The 24865-nt window shown below is 69.4% G+C and carries 19 protein-coding genes; 16 read left to right on the top strand and 3 right to left on the bottom strand.

The window, feature by feature from the left end:
- Positions 1–29: 29 nt before the first annotated feature.
- The 5 genes from SK095_RS03815 to SK095_RS03835 all read left to right on the top strand — a co-directional run bounded on the left by SK095_RS03815 (position 30) and on the right by SK095_RS03835 (position 5202).
- Entirely contained in the window at positions 30–803 is a 774-nt protein-coding gene (locus SK095_RS03815) for a glucose 1-dehydrogenase (protein WP_320547920.1), read from the top strand.
- A gap of 79 nt (positions 804–882) precedes the next feature.
- Complete coding sequence (locus tag SK095_RS03820) at positions 883–1674, top strand: fumarylacetoacetate hydrolase family protein (RefSeq protein WP_320547921.1); 792 nt, start codon at positions 883–885, stop codon at positions 1672–1674.
- 25 nt (positions 1675–1699) lie between these two features.
- Positions 1700–2620 carry an acetaldehyde dehydrogenase (acetylating) gene (locus tag SK095_RS03825; protein WP_320547922.1) on the top strand — a complete coding sequence of 307 codons (921 nt, stop codon included), beginning with the start codon at positions 1700–1702 and terminating at the stop codon, positions 2618–2620.
- A gap of 10 nt (positions 2621–2630) precedes the next feature.
- Positions 2631–3662, top strand: coding sequence for a 4-hydroxy-2-oxovalerate aldolase (gene dmpG, locus SK095_RS03830; protein ID WP_320547923.1), 1032 nt, complete (start codon positions 2631–2633; stop codon positions 3660–3662).
- Positions 3663–3885: 223 nt separating this feature from the next.
- On the top strand, positions 3886–5202 hold the full coding sequence (locus tag SK095_RS03835; protein WP_320547924.1) for an MFS transporter: 1317 nt from the start codon (positions 3886–3888) through the stop codon (positions 5200–5202).
- A gap of 131 nt (positions 5203–5333) precedes the next feature.
- On the opposite strand, the gene SK095_RS03840 is transcribed toward SK095_RS03835, so the two are convergent.
- Positions 5334–5504: a hypothetical protein gene (locus SK095_RS03840; RefSeq protein WP_168772498.1), complete on the bottom strand. Its 171-nt coding sequence runs from the start codon at positions 5502–5504 to the stop codon at positions 5334–5336.
- Between the two features lie 185 nt (positions 5505–5689).
- On the opposite strand from SK095_RS03840, the gene SK095_RS03845 reads away from it, so the two are divergent.
- On the top strand, positions 5690–6433 hold the full coding sequence (locus SK095_RS03845) for a hypothetical protein (protein ID WP_320547925.1): 744 nt from the start codon (positions 5690–5692) through the stop codon (positions 6431–6433).
- Between the two features lie 3 nt (positions 6434–6436).
- Here the strand turns inward: SK095_RS03845 and SK095_RS03850 are convergent, their stop codons facing one another.
- Positions 6437–7357: a LysR family transcriptional regulator gene (locus tag SK095_RS03850; protein ID WP_320547926.1), complete on the bottom strand. Its 921-nt coding sequence runs from the start codon at positions 7355–7357 to the stop codon at positions 6437–6439.
- Positions 7358–7480: 123 nt separating this feature from the next.
- Between SK095_RS03850 and SK095_RS03855 the strand changes: the two genes are divergently transcribed.
- From SK095_RS03855 to SK095_RS03865, 3 genes are all read left to right on the top strand, one after another.
- Entirely contained in the window at positions 7481–8179 is a 699-nt protein-coding gene (locus tag SK095_RS03855; protein WP_136489514.1) for a CoA transferase subunit A, read from the top strand.
- Between the two features lie 35 nt (positions 8180–8214).
- Positions 8215–8874, top strand: a complete 660-nt coding sequence (locus SK095_RS03860; RefSeq protein ID WP_320547927.1) for a CoA transferase subunit B — start codon at positions 8215–8217, stop codon at positions 8872–8874.
- A 127-nt stretch (positions 8875–9001) separates the two neighbouring features.
- Complete coding sequence (locus SK095_RS03865; RefSeq protein ID WP_320547928.1) at positions 9002–10183, top strand: acetyl-CoA C-acetyltransferase; 1182 nt, start codon at positions 9002–9004, stop codon at positions 10181–10183.
- A 73-nt stretch (positions 10184–10256) separates the two neighbouring features.
- Here SK095_RS03865 and SK095_RS03870 read toward each other — a convergent pair whose 3' ends face one another.
- On the bottom strand, positions 10257–12257 hold the full coding sequence (locus SK095_RS03870; protein WP_320547929.1) for a DEAD/DEAH box helicase: 2001 nt from the start codon (positions 12255–12257) through the stop codon (positions 10257–10259).
- Between the two features lie 413 nt (positions 12258–12670).
- Between SK095_RS03870 and SK095_RS03875 the strand changes: the two genes are divergently transcribed.
- The 7 genes from SK095_RS03875 (at position 12671) to SK095_RS03905 (ending at position 24865) form a co-directional block, all read left to right on the top strand.
- On the top strand, positions 12671–13753 hold the full coding sequence (locus SK095_RS03875; protein WP_320547930.1) for a DNA-binding protein: 1083 nt from the start codon (positions 12671–12673) through the stop codon (positions 13751–13753).
- 207 nt (positions 13754–13960) lie between these two features.
- On the top strand, positions 13961–15088 hold the full coding sequence (gene prpC, locus SK095_RS03880) for a 2-methylcitrate synthase (RefSeq protein WP_320547931.1): 1128 nt from the start codon (positions 13961–13963) through the stop codon (positions 15086–15088).
- 140 nt (positions 15089–15228) lie between these two features.
- Positions 15229–17829, top strand: coding sequence for a bifunctional aconitate hydratase 2/2-methylisocitrate dehydratase (gene acnB, locus SK095_RS03885; RefSeq protein WP_320547932.1), 2601 nt, complete (start codon positions 15229–15231; stop codon positions 17827–17829).
- Between the two features lie 129 nt (positions 17830–17958).
- Positions 17959–20619 carry a LuxR C-terminal-related transcriptional regulator gene (locus SK095_RS03890; protein WP_320547933.1) on the top strand — a complete coding sequence of 887 codons (2661 nt, stop codon included), beginning with the start codon at positions 17959–17961 and terminating at the stop codon, positions 20617–20619.
- Between the two features lie 147 nt (positions 20620–20766).
- Complete coding sequence (locus tag SK095_RS03895) at positions 20767–22878, top strand: 3-hydroxyacyl-CoA dehydrogenase NAD-binding domain-containing protein (protein WP_320547934.1); 2112 nt, start codon at positions 20767–20769, stop codon at positions 22876–22878.
- Positions 22879–22913: 35 nt separating this feature from the next.
- The gene (locus SK095_RS03900; protein ID WP_136491507.1) at positions 22914–24101 is read left to right on the top strand and encodes an acetyl-CoA C-acyltransferase family protein; all 1188 of its coding nucleotides are present in this window, start codon (positions 22914–22916) and stop codon (positions 24099–24101) included.
- 14 nt (positions 24102–24115) lie between these two features.
- Complete coding sequence (locus tag SK095_RS03905) at positions 24116–24865, top strand: electron transfer flavoprotein subunit beta/FixA family protein (RefSeq protein ID WP_136491506.1); 750 nt, start codon at positions 24116–24118, stop codon at positions 24863–24865.

Raw genomic sequence — 24865 nt, forward strand, 5'->3', positions numbered from 1 at the left:
GACCGACAACAACGACAAGGAGATACGCCATGACCATCCTGCAGCGCTTCAACCTCGACGGCAGCGTCGCGGTGATCACCGGCGGTGGCCGCGGCATCGGCCGCGCCATCGCCCTGGCCTACGCCGAAGCCGGCGCCGACGTGGTCTGCGCGGCGCGCACCCTGGCCGACGTGCAGGGCGTGGCCGACGAGGTCCGCGCCCTGGGCCGCCGCGCCCTGGCCCTGACCTGCGACGTCAACGACGGCGCGCAGCGCGAGGCGCTGGTGGCGGCCGCCCGCGAGCAGTTCGGGCGCATCACCCATCTGGTCAACAACGCCGGCGGCGCCGGGCCCAACGACCCGCTGACGCTGACCCCGGAGCGCCTGGAGGAGATCCTGCGCTTCAACGTCACCTCGGCCTACCACCTCACCCAGCTGTGCGTGCCGCACATGCGCGAGGCCGGCGGCGGCAACGTCATCAACATCACCTCCGGCGCGGCGCGCTACGCCCAGCGCCAGTTCAGCGCCTACGGCACCGCCAAGGCGGCGCTGACCCAGCTGACCCGCCTGCTGGCCCAGGACTTCGCCCCCCAGGTGCGGGTCAACGGCATCGCCCCCGGGCCGATTCTCACCGACGCCCTGCAGCGGGTGATGCCGGCGGAGATGCGTGCGGCGATGGAGACCGGCACCCCGCTGGGCAGCCTCGGCGAGGTCGAGGACATCGCCTGCGCCGCCCTGTACCTGGGCAGCCCGGCGTCACGCTGGGTGACCGGCAAGATCCTCGAGGTCGACGGCGGCGCCGAGAACAGCGTCTGGCCAGGCTGAAAGACGCTGTAGGGGCGAATTCATTCGCCCACATGCCCCGGCAAGGCGAATGAGTTCGCCCCTACAAGAAGGCAATCGCATGAACGAATCCCTGATCGACACCCTCGGCGACGAGCTGTTCGCCGCCCTGCGCGACCGGCGTACCCTGGCGCCACTCACCGAGCGCCATCCGGACATCACCCTGGACGACGCCTACCGCATCTCCCTGCGCTTCCTCGCCCAGCGCGAGCGGCAGGGCGAGAAGGTGATCGGCAAGAAGATCGGCGTCACCAGCAAGGCCGTGCAGGACATGCTCAACGTCCACCAGCCGGACTTCGGCTTCCTCACCGACCGCATGCAGGTGGCCGACGGCAGCGATGTCAGCCTCATCGAGCACCGCCTGATCCAGCCGCGCGCCGAGGGCGAGATCGCCTTCATCCTCGCCGAGGACCTGGTCGGCCCCGGCATCACCGCCGAGGACGTGCTGGCCGCCAGCGCCTGGGTGGTGCCCTGCTTCGAGATCGTCGACTCGCGCATCCACGAGTGGAAGATCCGCATCCAGGACACCGTGGCCGACAACGCCTCCTGCGGCGTGTTCGCCTTGGGCTCCCAGCGCATCGACCCGCGCAGCCTGGATCTCGCCGCCGTGCGCCTGGAGATGAGCAAGAACGGCCAACCGGCCGGCAGCGGCCTGGGCAGCGCGGTGCAGGGCCATCCCTGCGCGGCGGTGGCCTGGCTGGCCAACACCCTGGGCGAGCTGGGCATCCCGTTCCGCAAGGGCGAGGTGATCCTCTCCGGCGCCCTCGCCCCGCTGGTGCCGGTGACTGCCGGCGACAGCATCCACCTCTCCCTCAGCGGCCTGGGCGAAGCCTCGCTGCGCTTCGTGCCCTGATGTCCCCCTTTTCGAGAGCGAAACCATGACCAAGAAGATCAGATGTGCCCTGATCGGGCCAGGCAATATCGGCACCGACCTGCTCTACAAGCTCAAGCGCAGCCCGGTGCTGGAGCCGGTGTGGATGGTCGGCATCGACGCCACCTCCGAGGGCCTGGCCCGCGCCCGCGAGATGGGCCTGAAGACCACCAGCGACGGCGTCGACGGCCTGCTGCCGCACGTGCTGGAAGACAACATCCAGATCGCCTTCGACGCCACCAGCGCCTACGTGCACGCAGAGAACAGCCGCAAGCTCAACGCGCTGGGCGTGCTGATGATCGACCTGACTCCGGCCGCCATCGGCCCGTACTGCGTGCCGCCGGTCAATCTCAAGCACAACCTCAAGGCCGGGGCGATGAACGTCAACATGGTCACCTGCGGCGGCCAGGCCACTATCCCGCTGGTCGCCGCGGTGTCCAGCGTGCAGCCGGTGGAGTACGCCGAGATCGTCGCCACCGCCGCCTCCAAGTCGGTCGGCCCGGGCACCCGCAAGAACATCGACGAATTCACCCGCACCACCGCCGGCGCCATCGAGAAGGTCGGCGGCGCCAGGCAGGGCAAGGCGATCATCGTCATCAACCCGGCCGAGCCGCCGCTGATCATGCGCGACACCGTGCACTGCCTGACCGAGACCGCGCCGGACCGCGAGGCGATCACCGCCGCCATCCTGGCGATGATCGAGCAGGTGCAGCAGTACGTGCCGGGCTACAAGCTGGTCAACGGCCCGGTGTTCGACGGCAACCGCGTGTCGATCTTCATGGAGGTGGAGGGCCTGGGCGACTACCTGCCCAAGTACGCCGGCAACCTCGACATCATGACCGCCGCCGCCGCGCGCACCGCCGAGATGTTCGCCGAGGAAATCCTCAGCGGCGAACTGACCCTCGCCCCGCAACCCGCCCTCGCCTAAGGAGCCGACCATGGATCTTCGCGGCAAGAAAATCACCGTCCACGACATGTGCCTGCGCGACGGCATGCACCCCAAGCGCCACCAGATCAGCCTCCAGCAGATGAAGGACATCGCCAGCGGCCTGGACGCCGCCGGCGTGCCGCTGATCGAGGTGACCCACGGCGACGGCCTCGGCGGGCGCTCGGTGAACTACGGCTTCCCGGCGCACAGCGACGAGGAATACCTGTCGGCGGTGATCCCGCTGATGAAGCAGGCCAGGGTCTCCGCCCTGCTGCTGCCGGGCATCGGCACCGTCGACCACCTGCGCATGGCCCACGAGCTGGGCGTGTCCACCATCCGCGTGGCCACCCACTGCACCGAGGCGGACGTCTCCGAGCAGCACATCAGCATCGCCCGCCAGCTGGGCATGGACACCGTCGGCTTCCTGATGATGGCGCACATGAACAGCCCTGAAGGCCTGGCCAAGCAGGGCAAGCTGATGGAGAGCTTCGGCGCCAACTGCGTGTACATCACCGATTCGGCCGGCTATATGCTGCCGGGCGACGTGGCCGCGCGGGTCGCCGCGCTGCGCGAAGTGCTCGATCCGGCTACCGAGATCGGCTTCCACGGCCACCACAACCTGTCGATGGGCGTGTCCAACTCCATCGCCGCCATCGGCGCCGGCGCCACCCGCATCGACGCCGCCTGCGCCGGCCTCGGCGCCGGGGCCGGCAACACGCCAATGGAGATCCTCGTCGCGGTGTGCGACCGCATGGGCATCGAGACCGGCGTCAGCGTGTTCGGCATCCAGGACGTCGCCGAGGACCTGGTGGTGCCGATCATGGACTTCCCGATCCGCAGCGACCGCGACGCCCTGACCATGGGCTACGCCGGGGTCTACGGCTCGTTCCTGCTGTTCGCCAAGCGCGCCGAGAAGAAGTACGGCGTGTCGGCCCGCGAGATCCTCGTCGAGATGGGTCGCCGCGGCATGGTCGGCGGCCAGGAGGACATGATCGAGGACACCGCGATGACCATGGCCCGCGCCCGCGGCCTGCCGGTCTGAGTCCGTAGGGTGCGCCATGCGCACCATGAAACCTCCGCCGCGGCTGTGGTGCGCGCGGCGCACCCTACGACATGCGCCAGACACGACCCGTAGGGTGCGCCATGCGCACCATGAAACCTCCGCCGCGGCGGTGGTGAGCGCGGCGCACCCTACGACACGCGCGGACGCGACCCGTAGGGTGCGCCATGCGCACCATGATTCTCCCGTCGCCAAGGAGGCCGCCATGGCCCGCGCCACCCCCTCCCCCGGCCTGTGGCACAGCCACGGCCTGCTGTTCCTCATGGCGCTGATGTACGCCGACAACTTCGTCGGCCGCCAGATCCTGGCGGTGATGATCGAGCCGATCAAGCAGGAGTTCGGCGCCAGCGACAGCGCCATGGGGCTGATCTCCGGCCTCGCCTTCGCCGCCGTCTACGCGGTGCTCGGCCTGCCCGCCGGGCGCCTGGCCGACCGCCTGCCGCGCACCCGCCTGCTCGCCGCCTCCTGCCTGCTGTGGGCGCTGGCGACCATGGCCTGCGGCCTGGCTGGCGGCTTCCTGGTGCTGATACTGGCGCGCATGGCGGTGGCGACCGCCGAGGCGCCGGCGACGCCGACCGCCTTCTCGCTGATCGCCGACCTCTACCCGCCGCACCGGCGCTCGTTCGCCATCAGTTGCTTCACCGCCGCACCGACCTTCGCCGCGCTGATCGGCCTGGCCGTCGGTGCCTGGCTGGTGGAGACCCACGGCTGGCGAACCACCTTCATCCTCATCGGCCTGCCGGGGCTGCTGATCGCTGCGCTGCTGGCCGTGACCGTGCGCGAGCCGCAGCGCGGCCGCTGGGAGATCAGTCATGTGCCGGCGGCGCCGCAGGGCCTGCTGCGCACCGCGCTGGAGCTGTGGCGCGAACCGGCGCTGCGCTGCCTGCTGGTCGCCGGCGGCTTCTGCACCCTGAGCGGCTACGCCCTGGCGATGTGGAACGCCAGCTTCCTGGTGCGCTCCCACGACCTGTCGCTGCAGCAGGCCGGCCTGCTCGCCGGGCTGGTCGGCGGCGGCGTGGCCGCCATCGGCACCCTGACCAGCGGCTGGCTGACCGACCACCTGGCGCAGCGCAGCCGCCTGTGGCTGCTCGGCATCCCGCTGCTCGGCAATCTGCTCGGCGCCCTGGCGATCACCGCCTACCTGCTCTGGCCGGCCGGCACCCTCGCCCAGTTCGGCGCCCTGGCGGTGCCGACCGCGCTGCTGTGGTGCGCGCTGGCCTGCTTCTTCAGCGTGTGGTGGGTGGCGCCGTCCTACACCCTGATCACCCACCTGGTCGCCCCGGACCGGCGCGGCACGGCCATGGCGCTGCAGACCATCCTCTCCACCATCCTCGGCGTCGGCCTCGGCCCGCTGGCCACCGGCATGCTCAGCGACCTGCTGCTGCCGACCTTCGGCCAGGAGTCGCTGCGCTACGCCCTGCTGGCCAGCAGCCTGACGGTGGTGGTGCCGGTGCTGTTGCTGCTGCGGGTCTACGCACTGAGTCGCGAGAGCGCGGCGGCGCTGGCCTGGCGGCCGCAGTGAGGCTTCCGGCAGTCCGCCCCACGGCGGGCTGCCGGAAACACCGACGCACGGACAAAAAAAGACGGTAACCCCCTGGAGGTTACCGCCAAACACGCTCGACCGTTCTGTTGCGAAGAAGCGGCCTGGCCGCCTCAGAAACCGTTGATAAATGGCGCCAGGCCCATCCGCGAGAGGATCAGGCCCATGAAGTCGTCCGCGCGCAGCCGTTCGGCATAGGGATCGTGGACGCAGAGGAATACCAGCAGCAGTGCCGTCATGACGAAGAACAGAAGCAGTATCAGTTTTTGTTTTTCCAGCTTCATCGGATTCACTCCGCCCGGCGGACATGGCCCGGGAATGATTCGTTGCGATCCTCATGCTACTCGCGAAGAAAATGCCGACATCGTCCATGCGGACTACGGCCGCGGGCAATGGAAGCGGTAATTTCCGCCGGCGGCGCACGCGCCGCGGACAAGCTCCCCCACTCCAACGACAGGATGCCCCCACCATGCTGCGCCGCCTTCTGGCAGTGACCCTGCTGCTCCTGACCACCCTGCCCGCCTGGGCCACCACCGACGCCAGCGACCGTCTGCACGCCATGCGCAGCCACGGCTTCCTGCTGGTCGCCAACGTGCTGGTGTATTTCAACTATCACGACTCGGCCTCGACCTTCTCCCCGGAGGTTCGCGAGGCCTACCGGGCACACCTCGCCAGCCTCGGACGCCTGGCCGGCGAGGCGCCCGCCACCCCGGGGCTCGTCGAGGCCGTGCAAGGCCTGCAGGAGGCGCTCGCCCAGCTCGAGAAGCAGCCGGAGGATGCCGCCGGACAGTACGCCCGCTGGATCAACCCGCTGCTGCGCGCCCACGGCGAGCTGGAGAAGGCCGCCGCGGCAGCCTATGGCGGAACGGGTGCCGGCGACTCGCCGGCCGGACGGCTGCAGCAGCAGAGCCTCGACCTGGGTCGCCTGCTGCTGCTCTACGAGACCCAGGCCTTCACCAACCTGGGGATCTTCGCCGTGGACTTCCACGAGGACAGCTTCCGCGAGATCGACCAGCGCGTCGCCGCCCGCCACGCCGCACTGCTCGAGGAACTGCCGGACGCGGGCGCCACGCTCGGCAAGGTATGGACGGACTACAACTTCATCCGCCCGCACCTGCTCGACTCCGGCAAGGGCGTCGCCTCGCGCAGCGCGGTGCGCTATCTGGGCAAGGGCATCGAGCGCCTGGACCAGCTGGCGCTGGCCAGGCGCTGAGGACTAGCGCGGGACCACGGGTAGCACGAAGCCCCCGGTCGGAGAGCGCGAAACTTCCATGATCACCACCCGGAGAGCCTGCGCCGCGCTCGACAGCTTGCGCCCGGCGTGGCACAGCAGGCCCACCCGCCGCTCGACGACCGGCTCGTCCAGCGGCACACAGACCGCGCCGAGTTCCTGCATCTGGCGGATGCACAGCGACGGGATCGCGCTCACCCCCAGACCGCAGGCCACCATGCGTCCCACGGTGACCAGTTGGTGGCTCTCGAAGGCGACCGTCAGCGTGCGCCCGCTGCGCGCCAGGCTCTCCTCGAGCAGCAGGCGTAACGCCGACGGCCGCTGCAGGGCGATGAAGTCGCCCTGCAGCAGTTGTTCCCAACCGACCTGCGCCTGCCGGGCCAGCGGCGAGTCGGCCGGCAGCACGGCGACGAAGCGGTCGGCGTACAGTTCGGTGAACTCCAGCTCTCCGGCCTGCTCGGGCTCGAAGCCGATGCCCAGCTCGACCCGGTGGTTGCGCACCATCTCCAGCACCTGCTCGTTGATCACGTCGTGCACCGCCACGTTGACCCGCGGATGGCGGTCGCGAAACGCCCGGAGCAGCAACGGCAGCTGGTTGGCGGCGAAGGAAGGCATGGCCGCGATGGCCACCTTGCCCAGCTGCAGGGTGAAGTGCTGACGCAGCAGCTCCTCGGTGTTGTCCCAGTCGGCGAGCAGGCGGCGGGCCAGCGGCAGCAGCGTCTCGCCTTCCGGGGTCAGTGCCACGCTGCGCGTGGTGCGCACCAGCAGGGGACCGCCGAGGGAGTCCTCCAGGCTCTTGATCGCCAGACTCAACGCCGGCTGCGACAGGTGCAGACGCTCGCAGGCCTGGGCGAAGCTCAGGCTCTGCGCCACGGCGAGGAAGGCGCGCAACTGCTTGACGGTCATTGATTTGTTTTCCAGATCAATCGATTTCAAAAACAAACTTAACAAATCAACGCCGAACACAGAAGCTCTCGGTCAACGCCCGGCAGCGCGGCTGCCGGCTCGACGACGACAAGAGGCGCAGCAATGAGTGGACTCGACAAGCGAGTAGGCAGCTACGAGGAAGCCCTGGCCGGGCTGACCGACGACATGACCATCCTGGCCGGTGGTTTCGGCCTGTGCGGCATCCCGGAAAACCTGATCGCGGAAATCCGCCGCCGCGGCACCCGCGGTCTGACCGTGGTTTCCAACAACTGCGGGGTGGACGGCTTCGGCCTGGGCGTGCTGCTGGAAGACCGGCAGATCCGCAAGATGATCGCCTCCTACGTCGGCGAGAACGCGCTGTTCGAGCAGCAGTTGCTCAATGGTGAGCTGGAGGTCGAGCTGACTCCGCAGGGCACCCTGGCCGAGCGCATCCGCGCCGGCGGCGCCGGGATCCCGGCCTTCTTCACCGCCACCGGCTATGGCACCGCGGTGGCCGAGGGCAAGGAGACCCGCCAGATCAAGGGCCGCCACTACATCCTCGAGGAAGCCATCACCGGCGACTTCGCCATCGTCAAGGGCTGGAAGGCCGACCACTACGGCAACGTGATCTACCGCCACACCGCGCAGAACTTCAATCCGCTGGTGGCCAGCGCCGGGCGGATCACCGTGGTCGAGGTGGAGGAGATCGTCGAGCCCGGCGAGCTGGAGCCCAGCCAGATCCACACCCCCGGCATCTACGTCGACCGGATCATCCAGGGCAGCTTCGAGAAGCGCATCGAAAAGCGCACCGTGCGCGCCTGACCCTTTCGCCATTACCTGACAAGAAGAGGCCTGCGATGGCACTTACCCGCGAACAGATGGCTCAGCGCGTCGCGCGCGAGCTCAAGGACGGCTACTACGTCAACCTCGGCATCGGCATCCCGACCCTGGTGGCCAACTACGTGCCCGAGGGCATCGAGGTGATGCTGCAGTCGGAGAACGGCCTGCTCGGCATGGGCGCTTTCCCCACCGAGGCCGAACTGGATCCGGACATGATCAACGCCGGCAAGCAGACGGTCACCGCCACCAGGGGCGCGGCGATCTTCGACTCCGCGCAGTCCTTCGCCATGATCCGCGGCGGCCACGTCGACCTCACCGTGCTCGGCGCCTTCGAGGTGGACGTGCAGGGCAACATCGCCTCCTGGATGATCCCCGGCAAGCTGGTCAAGGGCATGGGCGGCGCCATGGACCTGGTGGCCGGCGCGGAGAACATCATCGTGCTGATGACCCACGCCTCCAAGGACGGCGAGTCCAAGCTGCTGCCGCGCTGCAACCTGCCGCTGACCGGCGCCGGCTGCATCCGCCGGGTGCTGACCGATCTCGCCTATCTGGAGATCGAGAACGGCGCCTTCGTGCTCAAGGAGCGCGCACCGGGGGTGAGCGTCGAGGAGATCGTCGCCAGGACCGCCGGCGAGCTGGTGGTGCCGGAGCACGTCCCGGAAATGCACTTCGCCTGACGCCCGATCCGGCACCGAACCAACGGCAGGGTGGGAAACTCGCGCAGCGATTTCCCACCAGGCGGGGCGCAGCGACAGCCGCCTCGCCCGCCAGCGCAGCCCGCAATCACAACAAGGGAAGCCCCCCATGCACGAAGTCGTCATCGTCGCCGCCACCCGTACCGCCATCGGCGCCTTCCAGGGCGCGCTGAGCGCCATCCCCGCCGCCGAGCTGGGCGCCACCGTGATCCGCGCCCTGCTGGAGAAGACCGGCCTCGACCCGGCCGCCGTCGATGAGGTGATCCTCGGCCAGGTGCTCACCGCCGGCGCCGGCCAGAACCCCGCCCGCCAGGCCGCCATCCTCGCCGGCCTGCCGCACGCCGTGCCGGCGCTGACTCTCAACAAGGTCTGCGGCTCCGGCCTCAAGGCCCTGCACCTGGCCGCCCAGGCGATCCGCTGCGGCGACGCCGAGGTGGTGATCGCCGGCGGCATGGAGAACATGAGCCTGTCGCCCTATGTGCTGCCCAAGGCGCGCACCGGCCTGCGCATGGGCCATGCGCAGATGCTCGACAGCATGATCCACGACGGTCTGTGGGACGCCTTCCACGACTACCACATGGGCATCACCGCCGAGAACCTGGTGGAGAAATACGGCCTGTCCCGCGAGGAGCAGGACGCCTTCGCCGCCGCCTCGCAGCAGAAGGCCTGCGCCGCGCTGGCGGCCGGCCGCTTCACCGACGAAATCACCCCGGTGCCGATCCCGCAGCGCAGGGGCGAGCCGCTGCCCTTCGCCGTCGACGAGCAGCCGCGCGAGGGCACCAGCGCCGAGAGCCTGGGCAAGCTCAAGCCGGCGTTCCGGAAGGACGGCAGCGTCACCGCCGGCAACGCCTCGACCCTCAACGACGGCGCCGCCGCAGTGCTGCTGATGAGCGCCGCCAGGGCCGAGCGACTGGGCCTGCCGGTGCTGGCGCGCGTCAAGGCCTATGCCAACGCCGGCGTCGATCCGGCGATCATGGGCATCGGCCCGGTGGCCGCCACCCGCCGCTGCCTGGACAAGGCCGGCTGGCAACTCGCCGACCTCGACCTGATCGAGGCCAACGAGGCCTTCGCCGCCCAGGCGCTGGCGGTCGGCAAGGAACTCGGCTGGGACACGGAGAAGGTCAACGTCAACGGCGGCGCCATCGCCCTCGGCCACCCGATCGGCGCCTCCGGCTGCCGCATCCTGGTGACCCTGCTCCACGAGATGATCCGCCGCGACGCCAGGCGCGGCCTGGCCACCCTGTGCATCGGCGGCGGCCAGGGCGTGGCGCTGGCCATCGAGCGCCCCTGAGCGTGACAACCCCGGCGCCCGACGGCGCCGGGTGATCGACCGCCTGCAGGGGTGACGGCTCGCCGCCGGGGCGCTAGCGCGTCTGGACGGCGCCGCGGCCGAGCAACCTGGTCGCCCCCTGCGCCTTGCGGGTGAACCACAGCACCCGGCTCACCCCGCGGGTGATCGCCACGTAGGCCAGGCGCAGGCTCTCGTCCTGCATGGCCTGGTCGTAGCTGTTGCGGAAGAAGCCCGAGCGGGCGTACAGCGCGTTGCGCAGCGGGTGCGGCTCGGGCGCCGCGCAGTCGTCGACGATGATCGCCACCTCGGCCTGCAGCCCCTTGGCGCGGTGGATGGTCAGCGCCTTGACCGGCAGCTTGCGGCCCAGCTCGCGCTGGATCTGCTGCAGCGGCTCGTTGCGCCGGCTGAGCAGCAGCACCGCGGTGCGCTCGGCGCTCTGCCGGCTGGCGGCGTGCTCGCACTGGGCGCGCACCTGCGCGAGCAGCTCGGGCATACGGCTGTGCAGCTCGAAGCCGGTCACCACCTGCACGCCATGATCGCCCGGCTGCACGGCCCTGGCCGCCTGGCTGGTCTTGGCCTGCTTGACCGCCACGGCGGCCAGCACCCGCTCGCCGTCGCGGATCACCGGCTCGATGGAGCGATAGTTGGTGGAGAGGTTGAGCACCGCACTGGCCTTTGCCTTGCCCTTGCCGGGAAAGTGCCTGTCGAAGTCCATGAACAGCTCCGGCGAGCTGCCGCGCCAGCCGTAGATCGACTGCCAGTCGTCGCCGATCGCCATCAGGCTGACCGGCTCGCCGCGGCGCGCCAGGCTGGCGTGGACGGCCTGCAGCCACTGGACGATCTGCGGCGAGATGTCCTGGAATTCGTCGATCAGCAGGTGGGCGAAGGGCGCCAGGGCCTCGCCCGCGATGCCCTCGCCGCCCTCGGTCAACTGGCGGGTGAGGCGCTGGAAGGCGCCGTTGAAGGTCAGCAGCCCCTGCTCCTCGAGAACCGCCTCGAAGTGCTTCCAGAACGCCACCAGCGCGGCGACGAAGCTGCGCTCGCGCTCCGGGCAGTCCAGCGCCCCGGCATCCAGCTGGTCGATGCGCAGGCCGATGCTCTCGATGAAGCCGGCCTGGGCGTAGAAGGCCTCGAACAGCGGCACGGCGGCGAACTCGCCGGCCAGGCGCAGACCGTCCAGCGGTGCGCGGCCGCGCTTGCCGCTCGGCGCCGGCAGGCCGAGCAGCGCGTGCACCCGCTCGGCGAAACCCGGCTCCTCGGCATAGCAGCGCTGGTAGGCCTGCTTGAGCAGGCGCTGCTGGGCAGGCCGCAGGCGGCCGCCGCCCAGCGGGGTGTCCGGCTCGTCGGTCGCGGCGGCCCGGTCGTCCAGCTGCTCGAACCAGGCCGGGGTGCACAGCTGCGTGCGGGCCAGCTGCGCCATCGCCGAGTGGAAGGTGCGCACGCAGTGGCGGGCCTGCGCCTCATTGAAGGGGTACTGCCAGAAGCCCAGCACCCGCAGCAGCTGCTCGCGCAGCTCGGCGCAGGAGGCGTTGGTGAAGGAAATCACCGCCAGCCGCTCGGCCGGGATGCCCAGGTGGCAGAGCATGAACACCACGCGCAGCACCAGGGTGGTGGACTTGCCGGAGCCGGCGCCGGCGAAGATGCGGGTCGCCGGCTGGCGGGCGAGGATCATCGCCCACTGCTCGTCCGAAGGCGCGCGGATCACTCCGGCGGCCACCGCCTCGGCCACCCGCGCGCGCATGGCCTCGACCTGCGCGGGCTCGACCGCCAGCAGCGCCGGACCGTAGATGCCGGCACCGCCGCGCGGCCTGGCCGGGGCCCGCGGCTTGTCTGCCTTGTCGGCCTTGGTTGTCTTGGTTGTCTTGGTTGTCTTGGCTGACCTGGCGCCTGGCTGCTTCGCCGCCGGGCGGGTCTTGCCGGCCGACGCCTTGCCCTGCTTGTTGGCCCGCGGCGCCGGCGCCTGGTGGAACAGCGCGGCCTCGCGCTCGGCGCGCAGGTAGGCCACGGTGCGCGGGAAGTAGCGCGCCAGGACTCCGGAGAGGAGCAGTTTGTAGCGCTTGACGGCAGACAGCATGCGACGGTTTCCGGTCAGGACATCAGATGGGGCGGCGCTATGGTAAGGGATTTGCCCGGAGCCGGCAGGCGGCGGCACGCCGCCATCACCCCCGCCCCGGCGTCCTGCCCCGTGCCCGCCAGCGCTCGCAGTGCGCGTCGATCCGCGCCCGGAACCGGCGGCGCCATGCGCGGGGCCTGCTCCGCCCTGGCCTGGATCCAGACTGCCTTTCCCCTTCCTCTTCCAACGCCAGCCACTCCCGGCAGGCCGATTTCGTACCGGCCAGCGACAACGGAGCGGTATTTCCGCCCATCAGATTGGATAAATCTTGTTTATCCAATTACAGGATCAGCTGTTTCATGTGCAGCATAGGCGCATATCATGCTACATATAAACATACCACGTAATACAGTACGAAATCGTAGGAGCGACCCATGGCCCGAGGCGGCATCAACAAGGCGCTGGTCCACAAGGCCCGCCAGACCCTGCTGGCGCGCGGCGAGCACCCCAGCATCGATGCGGTACGCGTCGAGCTGGGCAATACCGGCTCGAAGACCACCATCCACCGCTACCTCAGGGAGCTGGAGGCGTCCGAAAGCGCGCGCCCCGTACAGGAAGTCACGCTCGGCCAGGAACTTGGCGAACTGGTGGCGCAACTGGCGGCGCGCCTGGAGGAAGAAGCGCAGCGGGCGGTGGCGCCGGAGCGCGAGGCCCTGGCCCGCGAGCGGGTCGAGTACCAGCAGCAGCTGGCCGAGGCGGCGGCACGCATTCGCCAGCTCGAAGCCGACAACGCCGCCCTGAGCGGGCAACTGCAGGCCGCGCGCGCTGCCTGCACAGAGGAGCAGCAGCTACGCCACCAGGCGCAGATCGAGGGCGCGCGCCTGCTGCAGGCCAGCGAGGATCTGGCCGCGCGCCTGGCCGATCGCGACGCCCAGGTCGTTTCGCTGGAGCAGAAGCACCAGCACGCGCGCGAGGCGCTGGAGCACTACCGCATGGCCAGCAAGGAGCAGCGCGAACAGGAGCAGCGCCGCCACGAGGCGCAGGTGCAGCAGCTGCAGGTGGAGCTGCGCCAGCTGCAGCAGACCCTGATCGTCAAACAGGACGAGCTGACCCGGCTGAATCGCGACAACGAGCGCCTCGTCACCGAGGCCCGGCAGCTGCGCAGGGACATGGCGGGCCGGGAGGCCGACCTCGAGCGTCAGGCCAGCGCCTGCGCCGGCCTCAGGGAGCAGCTCGGCCTGGCGGAAGCCGGCAAGGCCCTGCTGCAGTCGCGCGTCGAGGATCTGCAGGGAGAGCTGGCCCGACAGGTGGAGGGCATGACCCTGCAGGCGCGCCAGACGGAGGCGCTGCAGGCGAGCCTGATCGAGATGGCCGCCCAGCTGCGGCTGGCCGCCGCACAGGCGACTGGCGAGCGCACCGAGCCGCGCGGCGCCGAAGGCGAGGCAACCGGGGATGTGCCCGCTGCCGGCTCATCCGCGGAGGCCGCGGCCGAGGCGCGGGACGACTCCGCATCCTGACTCCGCCGCGAACGCCCGGCCGGCGCCAGCTCCGGCCGGGCACCTCCACCCCTGCCCGCGGATTTTCCACCCGCAAAATCCACCCCCGGTTCGACGCCGGCAAGGGGGCCAGCCTGATAGAAACTGCCGCCAGCAGCGCCGTCTTGCGCCTCGGACAAGGCCATCGGCGCGGAAAACCACCCAGAACAAATCCAAGAGGAGAACGCCATGGCTGAAGCAAAAGTGCTCAGTGGCGCCGGCCTGCGCGGCCAGATCGCCGGACAGACTGCCCTGTCCACCGTCGGCAAGGAAGGTGCCGGCCTGACCTACCGCGGCTATGACGTGCGCGAGCTGGCCAAGGACTGCCTGTTCGAGGAAGTCGCCCACCTGCTGTTCTACGGCGAACTGCCCACCCAGGCCCAGCTGGACGCCTACCTGACCCAGCTGCAGACCCAGCGCGACCTGCCCCAGGCCCTCAAGGAAGTGCTCGAGCGCATTCCGGCCAGCGCCCACCCGATGGACGTCATGCGCACCGGCTGCTCGATGCTCGGCAACCTGGAGCCGGAGGAGAGCTTCGCGCAGCAGCTGGAGAAGGCCAACCGCCTGATGGCCGCCTTCCCGGCGATCATGTGCTACTGGTACCGCTTCAGCCACGAAGGCGTGCGCATCGAGTGCACCAGCGACGCGCCGGATCTGGGCAGCCACTTCCTGACCCTGCTGCACGGCAAGGCGCCGAGCGAGCTGCACCGCAAGGTGATGAACGTGTCGCTGATCCTCTACGCGGAACACGAGTTCAACGCCTCGACCTTCACCGCCCGCGTGTGCGCCTCGACCCTGTCCGACCTGTTCTCCTGCATCACCGGCGCCATCGGCTCGCTGCGCGGCCCGCTGCACGGCGGCGCCAACGAGGCGGCGATGGAGATGATCGAGAAGTTCGCCACCCCGGAAGAGGCCACCGAAGGCACCCTGGCCATGCTGGCGCGCAAGGACAAGATCATGGGCTTCGGTCATGCCATCTACAGCGTCTCCGACCCGCGCAACGAGGTGATCAAGGGCTGGTCCAAGCTGCTCGCCGAGGAAGTCGGTGACACCGTGCTGTTCCCGGTTTCCGAGGCCATCGACAAGGTCATGTGGGAGCAGAAGAAACTGTTCCCCAACGCCGACTTCTACCATGCGTCTGCCTACAACTTCATGGGCATCCCGACCAAGCTGTTCACCCCGATCTTCGTCTGCTCGCGGGTCACCGGCTGGGCGTCCCACGTGTTCGAGCAGCGTTCCAACAACCGCATCATCCGTCCGAGCGCCGAGTACATCGGCGTCGAGCCGCGCGCCGTGCCGGCCCTGGCCCAGCGTTAACCCGCGGTAGCGGTCCCTGATATGGGAGCAGTACCGGGAAAGAGGCTGGTCGCCCTCGCTTTCCCGGTACTGCTCCCATTCTTTTGCCCGCCGTTTTCCCCCGAATGCCCTACACCATCGACATGACTGGAGATATCCCCTTGCTCGCAAGCTATCGCCAACACCTGGAAGAACGCGCCCAGCAGGGCCTGCCGCCCCTGGCCCTGAACGCCGAGCAGACCGCTGCTCTGGTCGAGCTGCTGAAGAATCCGCCGGCCGGCGAAGAACAGGTCCTGGTCGACCTGATCACCAACCGCGTTCCCGCTGGCGTGGACGAAGCCGCCTACGTCAAGGCCGGCTTCCTGACCGCGCTGGCCAAGGGCGAAGCCGCCTCCCCGCTGCTCTCCAAGACCCGCGCCGTCGAGCTGCTTGGCACCATGCAGGGCGGCTACAACATCGCCACCCTGGTCGAGCTGCTGGACAACGCCGAACTGGCCAACGCCGCCGCCGCGCAGCTCAAGCACACCCTGCTGATGTTCGACGCCTTCCACGACGTCGCCGAGCGCGCCAGGAAGGGCAACGCAGCCGCCAAGGCCGTGCTGGCCTCCTGGGCCGAGGGCGAGTGGTTCACCGCCCGCCCGGCGCTGGCCGAGAAGATCACCCTGACCGTGTTCAAGGTCCCGGGCGAAACCAACACCGACGACCTGTCCCCCGCTCCGGACGCCTGGTCGCGCCCCGACATCCCGCTGCACGCCCTGGCCATGCTGAAGATGGCCCGCGACGGCATCGAGCCGGTCCAGCCGGGCGCCGTCGGACCGCTCAAGCAGATCGAGGCGGTCAAGGCCAAGGGCTTCCCGGTCGCCTACGTCGGCGACGTGGTCGGCACCGGTTCCTCGCGCAAGTCCGCCACCAACTCCGTGCTGTGGTTCTTCGGCGACGACATCCCGTTCGTGCCGAACAAGCGCGCCGGCGGCTTCTGCTTCGGCAACAAGATCGCGCCGATCTTCTACAACACCATGGAAGACGCCGGCGCCCTGCCGATCGAGTTCGACGTCGCCAACCTCGAGATGGGCGACGTGATCGACGTCTATCCCTACGCCGGCAAGGTCTGCAGGCACGGCAGCGAGGAAGTGCTGGCCAGCTTCGAACTGAAGACCGAAGTGCTGCTCGACGAAGTGCGCGCCGGCGGCCGCATCCCGCTGATCATCGGCCGCGGCCTGACCGAGAAGGCCCGTGCCGAGCTGGGCCTGGCACCGTCCACCCTGTTCCACAAGCCGGAAGCGCCGGCCGACAGCGGCAAGGGCTTCACCCTCGCCCAGAAGATGGTCGGTCGCGCCTGCGGCGTCGAAGGCATCCGTCCGGGCACCTACTGCGAACCGAAGATGACCAGCGTCGGTTCCCAGGACACCACCGGCCCGATGACCCGCGACGAGCTGAAGGATCTGGCTTGCCTGGGCTTCTCCGCCGACCTGGTGATGCAGTCGTTCTGCCACACCGCCGCCTATCCCAAGCCGGTGGATGTGAAGACCCACCACACCCTGCCGGATTTCATGCGCAATCGTGGCGGCGTCGCCCTCAAGCCGGGCGACGGCATCATCCACAGCTGGCTGAACCGCATGCTGCTGCCGGACACCGTCGGTACCGGTGGCGACTCGCACACCCGCTTCCCGATCGGCATCTCCTTCCCGGCCGGCTCCGGCCTGGTGGCCTTCGCCGCCGCCACCGGCGTGATGCCGCTGGACATGCCGGAATCCGTGCTGGTGCGCTTCAAGGGCCAGATGCAGCCGGGCATCACCCTGCGTGACCTGGTGCACGCCATCCCCTACTACGCCATCCAGCAGGGCCTGCTGACCGTCGAGAAGAAGGGCAAGAAGAACATCTTCTCCGGCCGCATCCTCGAGATCGAAGGTCTGGAAGGTCTGACCGTCGAGCAGGCGTTCGAGCTGTCCGACGCCTCCGCCGAGCGTTCGGCTGCCGGTTGCACCATCAAGCTGCCGGAAGACGCCATCGCCGAATACCTGAAGTCGAACATCACCATGCTGCGCTGGATGATCGGCGCAGGCTACGGCGATGCCCGTACCCTGGAGCGTCGCGCCCAGGCCATGGAAGCCTGGCTGGCCGATCCGCAGCTGCTGTCCGCCGATGCCGACGCCGAATACGCCGCCGTCATCGAGATCGACCTGGCCGAGATCAAGGAGCCGGTTCTCTGCGCGCCGAACGATCCGGACGACGCTCGTCTGCTGTCCAGCGTTGCCGGTCAGAAGATCGATGAAGTGTTCATCGGTTCGTGCATGACCAACATCGGTCACTTCCGCGCGGCCGGCAAGCTGCTGGACAAGGTCAAGGGCGGCATCCCGACCCGTCTGTGGCTGGCGCCGCCGACCAAGATGGACGTGCACCAGCTGACCGAGGAAGGCTACTACGGCATCTTCGGCCGCGCCGGGGCGCGCATGGAGATGCCGGGCTGCTCGCTGTGCATGGGCAACCAGGCGCGCGTGCAGGCCGGTTCGACCGTGGTCTCCACCTCGACCCGCAACTTCCCGAACCGTCTGGGCGACTCGACCAACGTGTTCCTGGCGTCGGCCGAACTGGCCTCGGTGGCCTCCATCCTCGGCAAGCTGCCGACCGTCGAGGAGTACATGGAGTACGCGAAGAACATCGACAGCATGGCTGCCGACATCTATCGCTACCTGTCCTTCGACCGGATCGCCGAGTACCGGGATGCCGCCGCCAAGGCGGTGATCCCCGCCGTAGCGGTGTAATCCCTCGCCCGTCCGGCGCGCCTCCCCCGGCGCGCCGGACGGGCGCTGCCATGCGCGCTAGAGCCTCCACGGCCGGGATCTGCTACCTTCACGGGCAACCACGCCGTGAACAACAACAGAAGACCCCCGATGGCTTCCCCCCTCGTCAATCCGAGCCAGCTTCGTCCCCTGCCCCTGCCCGACAAGGTCCTGCCCCGTCCGCGCCTGCTCCAGCACCTGCAGGACGCCGCCGCGCGCGGCTGCCGGCTGATCCTGCTCAGCGCACCGCTCGGCTACGGCAAGACCACCCTGCTCGCCCAGTACGCCGCCAGCCTGCAGACGCCCTGGGCCTGGTATCGCCTGGACCGCGCCGACAACCAGCCGCTGCACCTGCTGCTGCATCTGGGCGCTGCACTCGGCCTGCCCGCCTCCGAGCACAGCCTGATGCCGGCCGACGAGCCCCGCCTGTGGGGCGCCGTTCTGCAGCGCCTCGAACAGCAGGGCGAAGGCTTCACCCTGATCCTCGACGACCTGCACCTGCTGCGCGCCGAGCGCGCCCGCCGCTATCTCGACCAGTTGCTGCGCTACGGCCCGCCCGGCCTGCTGGTACTGGCCGCCAGCGAGGGTGCCCCGGAGCTGGCCATCAACCACCTGCGCCGCGACGAGCGCCTGGCAGTGATCGACGCTCGCGAGCTGGGCGTGGACAGCGAGGAGATCCGCCAGCTGGCCAGCAGCCGCGGCGCCAGGCTGGACTCCGACGCGCTCTACCAGCTGCGCGCCGGCAGCGAGGGCTGGATCACCGGCCTGCTGTTCTGGTTCACCGCCCACCGCGAGCTGGCGCCGACCGGCACGCAACCCGAGCTGCTGCGCGGAGTGACCCGCCAGGCCTATACCTACGTGGTCGACTTCCTCGACGAGGAAGTGCTGGCCCGCCTGCCCGCCGAGCTACTCGACTTCATGGAGCGCACCTCGGTGGTGCAGACCTTCGAGCCGGCGCTGGCCAACCTGCTCGGCGGCCGTGCCGACAGCCGCCCGCTGATCGACCAGGCGCTGCGCCGCGACCTGTTCATCGAGCGGCGCCCCGGCGACCGCGTCGAATACCGCTACCACCGCGTGCTGCGCGAGGCGCTCTACCAGCGCCTGCAGCAGCGCGATCCGCAGCTGCTCCAGCAGCTGCACCAGCAGGCCGCCGCCTGGCTGCTCGAACAGCGCCGCTACTCGGAAGCCATCCACCAGTACGGCCGCGCCCGCGACTTCAACGCGGTGCTCGCCACCGCCGAGCGGCACACCTTCGACCTGCTGCGCGACGGCCAGATCAATGCGCTGGTCGACCTGCTCAGCCAGGTCGAGGTCAACGGCCAGACCGGCAGCGACCATTTCACCCTGGCGATCAGCGAAGCCTCGATCGTCATGGTCACCAACGGCATCGCCCGCATCCAGGCGTGCATCCAGCGCCTGCGCCAGCTGCAGCGCCAGGGCGTGCCGCGCAATCCGGAGCGGGTGCAGCAGACCATCGCCTACCTGCGTACCCTGCTGGCCTTCCTCGGCGGCAACCTGCGCCACGGCCTGGAGCTGGCCGGCCAGGCGCTGCAGCGCTTCCCGCAGCGCAACTCGGCCGGTTCGGTGCTGCGTCTCAACCGGGCGCGTTGCCTGTTCGAACTGGGCCAGCTGGACGCCGCGCGCCGCGATGTCGAGCAGGCGCTGGGCGAGTTCGACGAGTTCGGCTTCAGCGGCTTCGTCAACATTCCCCACCTGCTGTGCGGGCAGATCGAGCTGGCCCAGGGTGGCAGCGAGGCAGCCATGCGCCGCTTCCTCGCCCTGGAGCGGCAGTCGCCGGCGACCGCCTCGCGCAACTTCTACGAGGTGTTCCACCACCTCGGCCTTGGCCTGGTGTTCGCCCAGCAGAACCATCTGGAACAGGCCCGCCAGCGCCTGGCCAAGGCGGAAACCCTGGCCCTCGGCTTCCCCCACTCCGCCGCGCTGGTCCAGGTGCTGCACCACATGGCCTGCCTGTACGACGCCATGGGCGAAGCCGGCAAGGCCCAGGCGCGCTGGGACGAGGCGCGGCGCCTGGCCCGCCAGTTCCGCCAGTTCGGCCTGTACCGCCTGGCCGGCGCCTGGCGCGCGCGCCTGGCGGTGCGCGAGCGCGACCAGGACTTCATCCTCGCCTGGCTCAAGGAGTGGCACTGGTGCCAGCGCCACTATGGCGAGGACCTGATGCCGGACGAGTGGCTGGCCTACGCCTGGGTACAACGCCACCTCGGCCAGCCGGCGGTGGCCCGGCAGATCCTCGCCAACCTGCGCGAGCAGGCCGAGGCGGAGCACAACCGGCGCCTGCAGCTCGACCTGTGGCTGCTCGACGCCGCCCTGCAGCGCGACCGCGGCGAGCAGAACGCCGCCCTCGCCTGCCTCGACGAGGCCCTGCAGCTGGCCGCCGGCCACGGCTTCGGCCAGCTGCTGCACCACGAGGGCCGCGAGCTGACCGAGCTGTTCCGCCAGCTGCTGCAGCCGGCGGTGCGCCGCCAGACCGGGCTGGAGCGTCCGCTGCCGCCGCGCGAACAGCTCGAACGCCTGCTGGCCGGGCTCGGCAGCGAGGGCGCCGCGCATCCGCTGCTCGAACCGCTGACCCGCCGCGAGCTGGACGTGCTGCGGCGCATGGCCCGCGGGCAGAGCAACCAGCAGCTCGCCGACGGCCTGTTCGTCAGCCTGAGCACGGTGAAGACCCACATCAACAACCTGTTCCGCAAGCTCGACGTCAGCGACCGCGACGGCGCCCTGCGCGTCGCGCGCGAGTTGCACCTGCTCGACTGAGCAGGCGCAACTGCGCCGCCAGTTCCACCCTCCCCTCCACCCGACTCCACCCGCAAATCCACCCGCGGTTCGAAGCGCACCGCGCGGGTGGCTTGCTAAAAATCCGGCAACCCTTCTCCCTGCATAACAACAACCAAGGGAACTGCCATGTACACCCTGATCGACTACACCCTGGACAACGAACTGGCCCTGATCGGCCTGGCCCGCGCCCCGGTCAACGCCCTCGGTCTCACCCTGCGCCAGGAGCTGCAGGCTGCCTTCCGCCAGGCCAGCGCCGATCCGGCGGTCAAGGCCATGGTCGTCTACGGGCGCGGCCTGCCGTTCTGCGCCGGCGCCGACATCGCCGAGTTCGGCGGCGCCGACTTCACCGCCACCCCGGGCCTGCCCGAGCTGCTCATCGAGCTGGCCGGCAGCGCCAAGCCGATGATCGCCGCCGTCGGTGGTCTGGCCCTCGGCGGCGGCCTGGAGCTGGCCATGGCCTGCGGCTACCGCATCGGCGAGCCCAAGGCACGCCTGGGCATGCCGGAAATCACCCTCGGCCTGCTGCCCGGCGCCGGCGGCACCCAGCGCCTGCCGCGCCTGATCGGCGCCGAGACCGCCCTGGAAACCATCCTCTCCGGCCAGCCGCTGCGCGCCGAGCGCGCCCTCGAGCTGGGCCTGCTCGACCGCCTGGCCGACTCCGCCGAGGTGCTGCTGGATACCGCTCGCTCCTATGCCCGAGAGCTACTCGAGGAGAACGCACCGGCCTTCCCCGACTACCCGCATGCCGCGCCGGGCGCCGAGCTACCGGCCGGTTTCTTCACCGATTACACCGCCCGCAAGAACAGCCAGTGGAAGGGCCAGCTCGCCCCGCACCTGGCCCTGGAGGCGGTGCGCATCGCCTGCGAGCAGCCGCTGGCAGTGGGCCTGGCCCGCGAGCAGGAGCTGTTCATGGAGGCCATGGACTCGCCGCAGTCCCAGGCCCTGCGCCACCTGTTCTTCGCCGAGCGCGAGGCCGGCAAGGTGCCCGGCATCGACGCCTCGCTGCCGCTGCGCCCGATCAAGAAGGTCGCGGTGATCGGCGCCGGCACCATGGGTGGCGGCATCGCCATGAACTTCGCCAACATCGGCATGCCGGTGGTGCTGCTCGAGCAGAAGCGCGAGGCGCTGGATCGCGGCCTGGCGCAGATCCGCAAGAACTACGAGATCAGCGCCAAGCGCGGCAAGCTGACCCAGGAGCAGGTCGAGCAGCGCATGGCCCTGCTGGCCGGCACCCTCGACTACGCCGACCTGGCCGACGCCGACCTAGTGATCGAGGCGGTGTTCGAGAGCATGGAGGTCAAGCGCCAGGTGTTCGTCACCCTCGACGAGATCTGCAAGCCCGGCGCCATCCTCGCCACCAACACCTCGACCCTCGACGTCGACCAGATCGCCGCCTTCACCCGCCGCCCGCAGGACGTGATCGGCCTGCACTTCTTCAGCCCGGCCAACGTCATGCGCCTGCTGGAAGTGGTGCGCGGCAAGCAGACCGCCCTCGACGTGCTGGCCACCGCGCTCAAGCTGGGCAAGCAGATCGGCAAGCTGCCGGTGGTTTCCGGGGTGTGCTACGGCTTCATCGGCAACCGCATGCTCGAGCCCTACGCCCGCGAAGCGCACCGCCTGCTGCTGGAAGGCGCCACCCCGGCGCAGGTCGACCGCGTGCTCACCGATCTCGGCCTCAACATGGGCGTGCTGAGCATGTACGACCTGGTCGGCATCGACGTCGGCTACCTGATCCGCACCCCGCTGCGCGAGGCGCTGGCCACCGACCCCAGCTACTACCGCGTGGCCGACGAGCTCTACGCCCTCGGCCGCTACGGCCAGAAAACCGGCCGCGGCATGTACATCTACGAAGGCCGCGAGCGCCACGACGATCCGGAAGTGCTGGCCATGGCCGAGCGCCTGGCCGCCGAACTGGGCATCCAGCGCCGCGTCATCAGCGACCAGGAAATCCACGACCGCTGCCTGTTCGTGCTGATCAACGAAGGCATCCAGATCCTCGACGAAGGCATCGCCCTGCGCGCCGGCGACATCGACCTGGTGTGGACCTGCGGCTACGGCTTCCCCACCTGGCTGGGCGGCCCGCTGCACTATGCCGAACATCTGGGCCTCGAGCGCGTGCTCGGCGGCCTCAATCAGTACCGCGAGCAGCTCGGCGCCTACGGCGAGCAGTGGTTCAAGCCTGCCGCCCTGCTCGAGCGCCTGGTCGCCGCCGGCAAGACCCGCATCAGCAAAGACTAACCCGCAACTTTCCAGATAAAAACAAGGAAATACCCATGAACAAGCGTGAAGTGGTCATCGTCAGCGGTGCCCGTACGGCCATCGGCGACTTCGGCGGCAGCCTCAAGGACTTCTCCCCCAGCGATCTGGGCGCCATGGTCGCCCGCGAAGCCCTGCAGCGCGCCCAGGTGAACGGCGACGAGGTCGGCCAGGTGGTGTTCGGCAACGTCATCCATACCGAGCCGGTCGACATGTACATCTCCCGCGTGGTCGCCCTGAAGAGCGGCGTCAGCGAGCAGTCCACCGCCCTGACCGTCAACCGTCTGTGCGGTTCGGGCCTGCAGGCAATCGTCACTGCCGCCCAGGGCATCCTCCTCGGCGACGCCGACGTCGCCCTGGCCGGCGGCGCCGACTGCATGAGCCGCGCGCCATACTCCACCTCGGCGATGCGCTTCGGCGCACGCATGGGCGACACCGGCATGGTCGACATGATGGTCGGCGCCCTCACCGACCCGATGCACAAGGTGCACATGGGCGTCACCGCCGAGAACGTGCGCCGCACCTACGCCATCTCCCGCGAGGCGCAGGACGCGCTGGCGCTGGAATCCCATCGCCGCGCCGCCGTGGCCATCGAGGAAGGCCGCTTCAAGGAGCAGATCCTGCCGATCACCCTGAAGACCCGCCGCGGCGAAGTGGTGTTCGACACCGACGAGCACGTGCGCGACAACCTGACCCTCGAGGAGTTGAGCAAGCTCAAGCCGGCCTTCGAGCGCAACGACGGCAGCGTCACCGCCGGCAACGCCTCCAGCCTCAACGACGGCGCCGCCGCCGTGGTGCTGATGGAGCGCGCCACCGCCGAGCGCCGCGGCCTCAAGCCGATGGCCCGCCTGGTGTCCTACGCCCTGGCCGGGGTCGATCCGCTGCACATGGGCATCGGCCCGGTGCCGGCCACCAAGCTGGCCCTCGAGCGTGCCGGCCTGAACGTGGCCGACCTGGACGTGGTCGAGGCCAACGAGGCGTTCGCCGCCCAGGCCTGCGCGGTGATCCAGGAACTCGGTCTCGATCCGGCCAAGGTCAACCCCAACGGTTCCGGCATTTCCCTCGGTCATCCGATCGGCGCCACCGGCGCCATCATCACCCTCAAGGCCCTTTACGAACTCGAGCGCATCGGCGGCCGCTACGCCCTGGTGACCATGTGCATCGGCGGCGGCCAGGGCATCGCCGCGATCTTCGAACGCGTCTGAGAGAGGAATCCGACATGAAAGTACTGGTCGCGGTAAAACGCGTGGTCGACTACAACGTCAAGGTGCGGGTCAAGGCCGACAACAGCGGCGTCGATCTGGCCAACGTCAAGATGGCCATGAACCCCTTCTGCGAGATCGCCGTCGAGGAAGCAGTACGCCTCAAGGAAAAGGGCATCGCTACTGAAGTCGTCGTCGTCTCGGTTGGTCCGGCGACTGCCCAGGAGCAACTGCGCACCGCCCTGGCCCTCGGCGCCGACCGCGCCGTGCTGGTGGAAGCCAATGACGAGCTGGGCTCGCTGGCCGTCGCCAAGCTGCTCAAGGCCGTGGTCGACAAGGAGCAGCCGCAGCTGGTGATCCTCGGCAAGCAGGCCATCGACAGCGACAACAACCAGACCGGGCAGATGCTCGCCGCCCTGACCGGCTTCGCCCAGGGCACCTTCGCCTCCAGGGTCGAGGTCACTGGCGACAAGGTCAACGTCACCCGCGAGATCGACGGCGGCCTGCAGACCGTCGCCCTCAAGCTCCCCGCCATCGTCACCACCGACCTGCGCCTCAACGAGCCGCGCTACGCCTCCTTGCCCAACATCATGAAGGCCAAGAAGAAGCCGCTGGAGACCGTCACTCCGGAGGCGCTGGGCGTGTCCACCGCCTCCAGCGTCAAGGTGCTCAAGGTCGAGGCCCCGGCCGCGCGCAGCGCCGGCATCAAGGTCAAGTCGGTGGCCGAACTGGTCGAGAAACTGCAGAACGAAGCGAAGGTGATCTGA

It is taken from the genome of Pseudomonas sp. AN-1 (genome assembly GCF_034057115.1).
Taxonomy (GTDB): domain Bacteria; phylum Pseudomonadota; class Gammaproteobacteria; order Pseudomonadales; family Pseudomonadaceae; genus Geopseudomonas.